This window comes from Polaromonas sp. P1_E1_2, assembly GCF_056406035.1.
Genome location: NZ_JBFUAZ010000137.1, coordinates 1 through 8,317, shown reverse-complemented (window position 1 = coordinate 8,317; position 8,317 = coordinate 1). Strand labels below are relative to the sequence as shown.

The following is an 8,317-nucleotide window of genomic DNA, read 5'->3' as shown; positions in this document are numbered from 1 at the left end:
TTCGAGTCCTATGTCGGTGCATTGGTGGCGCTGGCCATCTTCGGCGTGATCGCTGCGCGCCAGCAGCACGCGCTGCAGCCCATCATGAAGGACGCCACTCCGGGCGCGCATCTGCATTGGGCCCGGCTGGGCATCGTCGCCATCATTCTGCTGTCGGCAGTAGCTGCCAATGTGTATTTCAACCTGCGCGATCCGGCGGTGCTGGAGCAACTGCCGGTGATCGGTATCTCGGTATGGGTGGCCATCGCGGTGACCACGCCCTGGCGCCGGCCCGACTGGCGCTTGTTGCCTGACGCCGCACGCGGTAGTGTGTTTCTGCTGTCGCTGGTGCTTTGCGCTTCCATGATGCCGGTGCAGCATTTGCCGGCCGCCAGCTGGCAAACTGCTTTCGGCCTGGGTTTTGTGAGTGCGGTGTTTGACAACATTCCGCTCACGGCGCTGGCCCTGCACCAGGGCGGCTACGACTGGGGCTTTCTGGCATACGCCGTCGGCTTTGGCGGCAGCATGCTGTGGTTTGGCTCCTCCGCTGGTGTGGCCCTGTCGAATATGTACCCCGAGGCCAAGTCGGTTGGCGCCTGGATCAAGGGCGGCTGGCATGTGGCGCTGGGCTATGTGGCCGGATTTTTCGTTTTGCTGGCCGTGCTTGGCTGGCATCCTGACGCTCCCCGTGCCCGAAAGATTGCAGCGACCGCACCGCCGGCGTCCGCAATGCATTCCCCCACCGGGACGGAAGTACCTGCTCCCGCATCACTTGTGAAAACACCATGACCAAACCCAAAATTCTCGTCGCTCGCGCCGTATTCCCCGAAGTCATCGCCCGCCTGGAACAGTATTTCGAGGTTGAATCCAACCAGGCCGACGAGACCTGGTCCAAGACCCAGCTCACCGAGCGCCTCAAGGGAAAGGACGGCGCCTTCACCACCGGCGGCGACAAAATCGACGCGGAGGTGCTGGCCGCCTGCCCGGGTCTAAAAATTTGCGCCAACATGGCGGTGGGCTACAACAACTTCGACATCGACGCCATGACCGCTGCCGGCGTGCTGGCCACGAACGCGCCCGACGTGCTGACTGAAACCACCGCTGATTTCGGTTTTGCCCTGCTGATGGCCACGGCACGCCGCGTGACCGAAAGCGAGCATTACCTGCGCGCCGGCAAATGGACCAAATGGAGCTACGACATGTTTGCGGGCTCCGACATCCACGGCGCCACGCTGGGCATCCTGGGCATGGGGCGCATAGGGCAGGGCATTGCCAAACGCGGTGCCCATGGATTTGGCATGAAGGTGATTTACCACAACCGCTCGCGCCTGGATGCAACGCTGGAAGCAGAATGCAAAGCCAGCTACGTCGGCAAGGAAGAACTGCTCAAGACGGCAGATCACCTGGTGCTGGTACTGCCGTATTCGCCTTCATCCCACCACACCATTGGCGCAGCAGAACTGGCGTTGATGAAGCCCACCGCCAACCTGATCAACATCGCRCGCGGCGGTATCGTCGACGATGCCGCACTCGCTGCSGCCTTGAAGARCAAGCATATCGCAGCCGCAGGCCTGGACGTGTTCGAGGGCGAGCCCAAGGTGCATCCTGATTTGTTGACCGTACCCAATGTGGTGTTGACGCCGCATATCGCCAGCGCCACCATTCCCACACGCCTTGCCATGGCCGGGCTGGCTGCCGACAACCTGATCGCATATTTCGGCGGCAAGAAGCCGCTGACCCCGCTCAACCCCGTGGTACTGGCCGGCAAATAAGCAAGAAGAAGGCAGCAAGCGGACAATGAACAGATGATGGAATCCTGGCTGATGATTGCCTTGTTGGTGGCCAACCTGCTGTTGCTGGTCTGGCTGCTGTTGCGCAAGCCCGCCGAACCAGCGGATACGGGCCGCATCGAGCTGCTGGCAAACATCGCGGCAGGCCACGACAAACTTGAGCGTGAATTGCGGCGCGAGATCGGCGACAACTCGCGCAGTAGCCGGCAGGAATTGGCGACTACTTTCGCCACCTTCCAGCAAACGCTGGTGCAGCAAAGCGCCGAAGCGATCCGCACGCAGAACACGCAAATTGACGCGTTTTCGCAGCAACTCACCCTGCTGCAAAAAACGCTGTCGGATACCCTGACCACTCAGCTGCAGTCCGTCAGCGAGTCGAACGCCAGGCGCATGGGTGAAGTGCGCGAGACCCTGGAAAAACAGCTGGCGCAACTGCAGCAAACCAATTCGGCCAAGCTCGACGAGATGCGCAAGACGGTCGACGAGAAACTGCAGACGACGCTGGAGACGCGCCTGGGCGAAAGTTTCAAGCAGGTAGCCGACCGGCTCGAACAGGTGCACAAGGGCCTGGGCGAAATGCAGACGCTGGCGCAGGGCGTGGGCGACCTCAAGCATTTGCTCACCAATGTGAAAACGCGCGGCATTTTTGGCGAAGCGCAACTATCGGCGCTGCTGGAACAGGTGTTCACCGTCGACCAGTATGCGGCCCAGGTCATTACCCGCCGTGGTGGCAAGAACCCGGTCGATTTCGCCATCAAGCTGCCAGGTCGGTCTGATTCGGGTGAACCTCTGTGGCTGCCCATTGACGCGAAATTCCCGAGCGAAGACTACGAGCGCCTGCTGGACGCGCAACAGCGCGCCGATGTGCTGGGCGCTGAAATCGCCGGCAAGGCGCTGGAGACGCGCATACGGCTGGAGGCCAGGTCGATCTCCGAGAAATACATAGACCCGCCTTACACCACCGATTTTGCGATTCTTTTTTTGCCGACCGAGGGCCTCTATGCCGAAGTGCTGCGCCGGCCCGGCCTGATGGAATTCCTGCAGCGCGACCACCGTGTCACGCTGGCCGGCCCGACAACGCTGCTGGCCATGCTCAATTCACTGCAGATGGGTTTTCGCACGTTGGCGCTGGAAAAACGTTCCAGCGAAGTCTGGCAGGTGCTGGGTGCGGTGAAGACAGAGTTCGGCAAGTTCGGCGACGTGCTGGCCAAGGTCAAGTCGCAAACCGAAACCGTGCTCAACACGCTGAGCAGCGCCGAGCAGCGCAGCCGTGTCATGGGCAAAGCCCTGCGCAATGTCGAAGCGCTCCCGGAAATCGATTCTGCCCGCCTGCTTCCATTGGATCCGCTTGACAAAGACCTGGACAACATTTGATGCGCACCGCATGAGCTGTGCGTCATGACGCCTGAACTTGCACGCCTTATCGTGGCGCAGATCTGCCTGCACGCCTGCATGGCCGGCACGCGCATGGCGGCGCCCCTGCTGGCGCTGCGCGAGGGCTACAGCCCTGCGGCGGTGGGAGTGCTGCTTGCGTTGTTCGCTCTGACGCAAGTCTTCCTGGCGCTGCCGGCCGGCCGTTTCGCCGACCGGCATGGTCTCAGGCGCCCGATACGGTATAGCGTGTTCGCTGCGGTGCTGGGAGCCGGGGCTGCGGTGGCCTTTCCGGTGTTCCCGGTGCTGTGTCTGGCGGCGCTGCTCACGGGCGGCGCCACCGGCGCGGCAGTTATTTCCCTGCAGCGCCACGTGGGYCGTGCGGCGGTCGGCGCACTGGAGTTGCGCCAGGTGTTCAGCTGGCTAGCCATCGGTCCGGCGGTGTCCAATTTCATCGGGCCTTTTTCCGCCGGCCTGCTGATCGACCATGTGGGCGCCGTGCCGGGCAGTACTTCCGGCTACCGGGCGGCGTTTTTGTTGATGGCGATCCTGCCGCTGGCCTGCTGGTTCCTGGTGCGCAAGACGCGGGAGCTCCCTCCGGTGATCGCCGCCAGCGGCGGGGTGCAGCCCAAGGCCTGGGATTTGCTGCGCCAGGCCGACTTTCGCCGCCTCATGCTGGTGAACTGGTTTTTGTCGTCCTGCTGGGACGTCCATACTTTTGTGGTGCCGGTGCTGGGTTTTGAGCGCGGCATCAGTGCTTCGGTCATAGGCACCATCCTGGGATCGTTTGCGGTAGCCGCGGCCCTGATCCGCATGGTGATGCCGCTGGTGGCGGCCCATCTGCGCGAGTGGAAGGTACTGGCGGTCTCCATGCTGGCGACAGCCGCACTGTTCGGCATCTACCCCTTGATGCATTCGGCGATCGGCATGGGCCTGTGCTCCATCCTGTTGGGCCTTGCGCTGGGCATGGTGCAACCCATGGTGATGAGCATGCTGCACCAGATCACACCGGAAGCGCGCCACGGCGAAGCGCTGGGGCTGCGCTTGATGGCGATCAATGCGTCCAGCGTGGTGATGCCCATGTTGTTTGGATCTGCCGGCGCGCTGATGGGAATCGGCGGGGTCTTCTGGGTCACCGGGGCCATGGTCGGCGCGGGTTCACGCGCGGCGTGGCTGCTCAAGGACAGCATGTCTGCCCATGGCGGGCACCATCCCGAAACCGGGCCTACAGACGGTAAAAGTCCTTGATCAGGTCCCAGGCGACCTGTGCGTCGTCCACGTACTGAAAGAGCTTGAGGTCGTTGGGCGATATCACGCCTTCTTCCACCAGCATGTCGGTGTTGAGCAGGCGTTTCCAGTAGCTGCTGCCAAAAAGAATGATGGGCACCGGTTTGGCCTTGCGGGTCTGTACCAGCGTGATGACTTCAAACAGTTCGTCGAGCGTGCCGAAACCACCCGGAAACACCACAAGCGCCTTGGCGCGCATCATGAAGTGCATCTTGCGCAGCGCGAAGTAGTGGAATTTGAATGACAGCTCAGGCGGCACATAAGGGTTGGCCGCTTCTTCCATGGGCAGGGCGATCGCCAAGCCCACACTGAGCCCGCCGGCCTCGTGCGCACCCCGGTTGGCCGCCTGCATGATGCCCGGGCCGCCGCCGGTGCAGATGAAGAGCTTGGTCTCGGGCGGTTTTGTCTCGCTGTACTGCGCCACGAGCTTGCCGAAGGCGCGGGCTTTTTCGTAATAGTGGGCATTGCGGGCCAGTTTGCGCGCGCGGTCTATGGTTTCGGCATCCCCGCCTGCCTCGGCTTCGGCCACCATGGTGACGGAATCTTCCTCGCTGCGAAACCTGGCGCTGCCGAAAACGACCACGGTATTTTCAATGCCATGGGCCTGCTGTTCCAGGTCGGGCTTGAGCAGTTCCAGCTGGAAGCGGATCCCGCGTGTTTCACGCCGCAGCAAAAACTCCGGGTCGGCAAATGCCAGCCGTGAGGCGTCGGCCTCCAGCGGTGTGCCTTCCCGTGCATGGGCCTGCAGTTCAGCCCAGGCGTTGGCCAGGCGGCTGACGGATAAATCTTGTTTTTGTTCCATAAGCTTATTGTGAACGATCAGGTGGAGAGGGTGCTTTTCGGGGACTGGAGGCCGCGCAAAGCAAAAAGGCTCCGTAAGGAGCCTTTTGAGGGAGATGAAAGAGGCAGAAGCGGGATTACACGCGCTTGCGGTACTCGCCGGTGCGGGTGTCGATTTCGACCACGTCGCCTTGCGCCACAAAGATGGGCACGCCGATTTCAAAGCCGGTGGCGATCTTGGCAGGCTTCAGAACCTTGCCGGAGGTGTCGCCCTTGACGGCGGGTTCGGTCCAGGTGATTTCGCGCTGCACGCTGGTGGGCAGTTCAACCGAGATGGCCTTGCCGTCGTAGAACACGACTTCCAGTTCCATGCCGTCCTGCAGGTAATTGAGCGAATCGCCCATGTTTTCCGCTTCGACTTCGTACTGGTTGTATTCGGAGTCCATGCAGACATACAGCGGGTCTGCGAAGTAGGAATAGGTGCAGTCCTTTTTGTCGAGGACGATCTGGTCGATCTTGTCGTCGGCCTTGAACACGACTTCGGTGTTGAAGTTGGCGACCAGGCTTTTGAGCTTCATGCGCACGGTGGCGGAATTGCGCCCGCCGCGGCTGTATTCGGTCTTGAGCACCACCATCGGGTCTTTGCCGTTCATGATGACGTTGCCGGCGCGGATTTCTTGAGCGATTTTCATAGCAGTTTTACTGAGGTAGGCCGCTAAACGCTTGCACCGGTGTGCAGGTTCCGCGGCGGGTTGTGCAGGACGCCAAAGTCTGGTCGACCTTCAGGCTGTTCTGCAAAGCCTATGATTTTAACGTTTTTTTGTCACGAAACCGAGCAGCCGTGTCCCCAGGTCGTCCTGGGCCATGAGGCGGGAACGGGTCGCTTGGGCTGTTGCTTGCCAGGCCGGCAGGTCAATGGGGAAGGACGCCAGGCCGCCGACGGTGGGTGGCGACGCTGTTTTGCCGTTCCAGGCGGCGTGAAAAGCCCGCAGGGAGGGGGGCGCCTGGAGCATGTCCAGGAAGGCCTGCAGTTTGGCCAGGTGGGCGCCGTCATGCTGCGGATAGATGTGCCAGACGAAAGGCTTGCCGGCCCAAAGCGCCCGCACCACCGAGTCCTCCCCGCGCACAAAATTCAGGTCCGAGGCCCAGAGCAGGTGGTCAAAGCCGGTTTGCGTCAGCAGGGGGAGGTATGAAATTGATAGCTGCTTGCGCCCGTCCTTATTGGGCTGCAGCCGATTTTGATCGTCAAGCAGGGTGCGAACGGCATTTGCGGCACGCCCCGCAGCCACCAGCAGATGCACTGGTTTGCCCTGCAAGCCATGTTCTGAAAATTGCGCCAGCAGGCCTTCGAGCGCAGGGGGCTCATAGCAAAACAGGGACACCAGGGTTTCGCCGCCCCAGTGGATTCCGTAGGTTTTCAACCAGCCTGCGCGGTCAAAGCCTGCTTGCCTGTCCTGCAGGCCTGACTCGCGCAGCAGCCCGCCGGTACCAGCCGTGAAGCCCGGGTAGAAAAACCACTTGGTCCAGCCGGCGGCCGGACCGCTTTGTACCGGCGACGGCATGGCGTGGGAGCGCTCCACGTAGTCCTCGGCAGACAGGTATTCGAGATTGATCCATACGGGTTTTTGGCCTCCAGCCCAATGCTGGCGAGCGCAAGTCGCTATGAAATCAGGAGCAACTTCACAGCCGAAGGCCTCAACCAGCACATCGCAGGGCTGCCCCGCGAGCCCTGCGGTGTCCAGGTCCAGGGGTTGTTCACCGGAGGGCCACGGAAATACCTGCACGCCTTCACAGCCCCCGGGGGCCATCCATGTCAATGCTGAGGCATCGTCCACCCAGAGCCGCACTTTTTGCCCGCGCGAGGCCAGGTCAGCGGCCAGGCGCCAGCACACACCAATGTCCCCGAAGTTGTCGATGACTTTGCAAAAAATGTCCCACTGCAGGCTGCGATTCATGAAAGGATTGTCCACAATACGGCCAGTTGCACCATTTCAGCCCATGACCAAAGCCCACGAATTTGACCCCCAACTGCTCAGCGAAGTCGCCGCGCTGCCCGCCTTGCCCGGCGTGTACCGCTACTTCGATGCGGAGGGCGGTGTACTGTATGTCGGCAAGGCGCGCAACCTGAAGAAACGGGTTTCCAACTACTTCCAGAAGAACCACGGCGGCACGCGCATTGGCCATATGGTGACCAGGATCGCCCGCATGGAAACCACAGTGGTGCGCTCGGAAGCTGAAGCGCTGCTGCTCGAAAACAACCTGATCAAGACGCTCAACCCGAAATTCAACATCCTGTTCCGGGATGACAAGAGCTACCCCTACCTCAAGCTGACAGGTGCGCGCCCAGCCGAAGAAGGTGCTGCGCCCACGGCCGCCGTCTTCCCGCGCATTGCCTACTACCGCGGCGCGGTCGAGAAGAAGCACCGCTACTTCGGCCCATATCCTAGCGCCTGGGCGGTGAAAGACACCATCTTGCTGCTGCAAAAGGTGTTCAGGCTACGGACCTGCGAAGACACGGTGTTCAACAATCGCACACGGCCCTGCCTGCTGTACCAGATCAAGCGCTGCTCCGCACCCTGTGTGGGTCATGTGTCGCCCGAGCAGTACGCGCTGGACACTGCCAATGCCGAGCGCTTTTTGCAAGGCCAGGCCCAGGACATCCTGACCGAGCTTGAGAGAAAAATGCTGGTGCATGCCGACAAGCTGGAGTTTGAGCAGGCCGCAGAGTTGCGTAACCAGATGTCGGCACTGTCCAAGGTGCTGCACCAGCAGTCCATGGAAATCGGCGGCGACAAGGACGTCGACATCCTGGCGGTGAAAGTGCAGGGCGGCAAGGCCTGCGTCAACCTGGCCATGGTGCGTGGCGGCCGCCACCTGGGCGACAGGGCGTACTTTCCGAGCCACGTGGAAAACGCCACCGACGTCGCGGCACTGGATGCCGAGATCGATGCGGATGCCAGGCTGGCAGCGCAAGCCGGGGCGGCCGGTGAAAGTGTTCCGCCGGTGCCTGCGCCCGCACCTGCGGGCAAATCCCTGGAGGCTCTGGTGCTGGAAGCCTTCATTGCGCAGCATTACATTGATGTGCCGGTTCCACCCACCCTGGTGTGCAG

At 61.8% G+C, this 8,317-nt stretch carries 7 protein-coding genes and 1 pseudogene; 5 read left to right on the top strand and 3 right to left on the bottom strand.

The features are described 5' to 3' along the window. The 4 genes and pseudogenes from AC1D1P_RS08960 to AC1D1P_RS08945 all read left to right on the top strand — a co-directional run. Positions 1-768: pseudogene (locus tag AC1D1P_RS08960) on the top strand (citrate transporter); the annotation flags it as partial. Next, positions 765-1,751 carry a 2-hydroxyacid dehydrogenase gene (locus AC1D1P_RS08955; protein WP_477672724.1) on the top strand — a complete coding sequence of 329 codons (987 nt, stop codon included), beginning with the start codon at positions 765-767 and terminating at the stop codon, positions 1,749-1,751. The pseudogene AC1D1P_RS08960 and the gene AC1D1P_RS08955, both read left to right, overlap by 4 nt. 36 nt (positions 1,752-1,787) lie before the next feature. Beyond that, positions 1,788-3,143 (top strand): DNA recombination protein RmuC, encoded by a 1,356-nt coding sequence (locus tag AC1D1P_RS08950; protein ID WP_477671226.1) that lies wholly within the window; start codon positions 1,788-1,790, stop codon positions 3,141-3,143. A gap of 24 nt (positions 3,144-3,167) precedes the next feature. Beyond that, positions 3,168-4,388 carry an MFS transporter gene (locus AC1D1P_RS08945; protein ID WP_477671027.1) on the top strand — a complete coding sequence of 407 codons (1,221 nt, stop codon included), beginning with the start codon at positions 3,168-3,170 and terminating at the stop codon, positions 4,386-4,388. Here AC1D1P_RS08945 and AC1D1P_RS08940 read toward each other — a convergent pair. The 3 genes from AC1D1P_RS08940 to earP form a co-directional block, all read right to left on the bottom strand. Then, on the bottom strand, positions 4,366-5,229 hold the full coding sequence (locus AC1D1P_RS08940) for an LOG family protein (protein WP_457278831.1): 864 nt from the start codon (positions 5,227-5,229) through the stop codon (positions 4,366-4,368). The two genes, AC1D1P_RS08945 and AC1D1P_RS08940, sit on opposite strands and share 23 nt — an antisense overlap. A gap of 115 nt (positions 5,230-5,344) precedes the next feature. Then, positions 5,345-5,899, bottom strand: a complete 555-nt coding sequence (efp, locus tag AC1D1P_RS08935) for an elongation factor P (protein WP_411883615.1) — start codon at positions 5,897-5,899, stop codon at positions 5,345-5,347. Positions 5,900-6,016: 117 nt separating this feature from the next. Beyond that, positions 6,017-7,162 carry an elongation factor P maturation arginine rhamnosyltransferase EarP gene (gene earP, locus AC1D1P_RS08930; RefSeq protein WP_477672723.1) on the bottom strand — a complete coding sequence of 382 codons (1,146 nt, stop codon included), beginning with the start codon at positions 7,160-7,162 and terminating at the stop codon, positions 6,017-6,019. Between the two features lie 43 nt (positions 7,163-7,205). Here earP and uvrC point away from each other — a divergent pair. Then, positions 7,206-8,317 (top strand): excinuclease ABC subunit UvrC (gene uvrC, locus AC1D1P_RS08925; protein ID WP_477672722.1); only part of this gene is annotated, 1,112 nt, incomplete at its 3' end.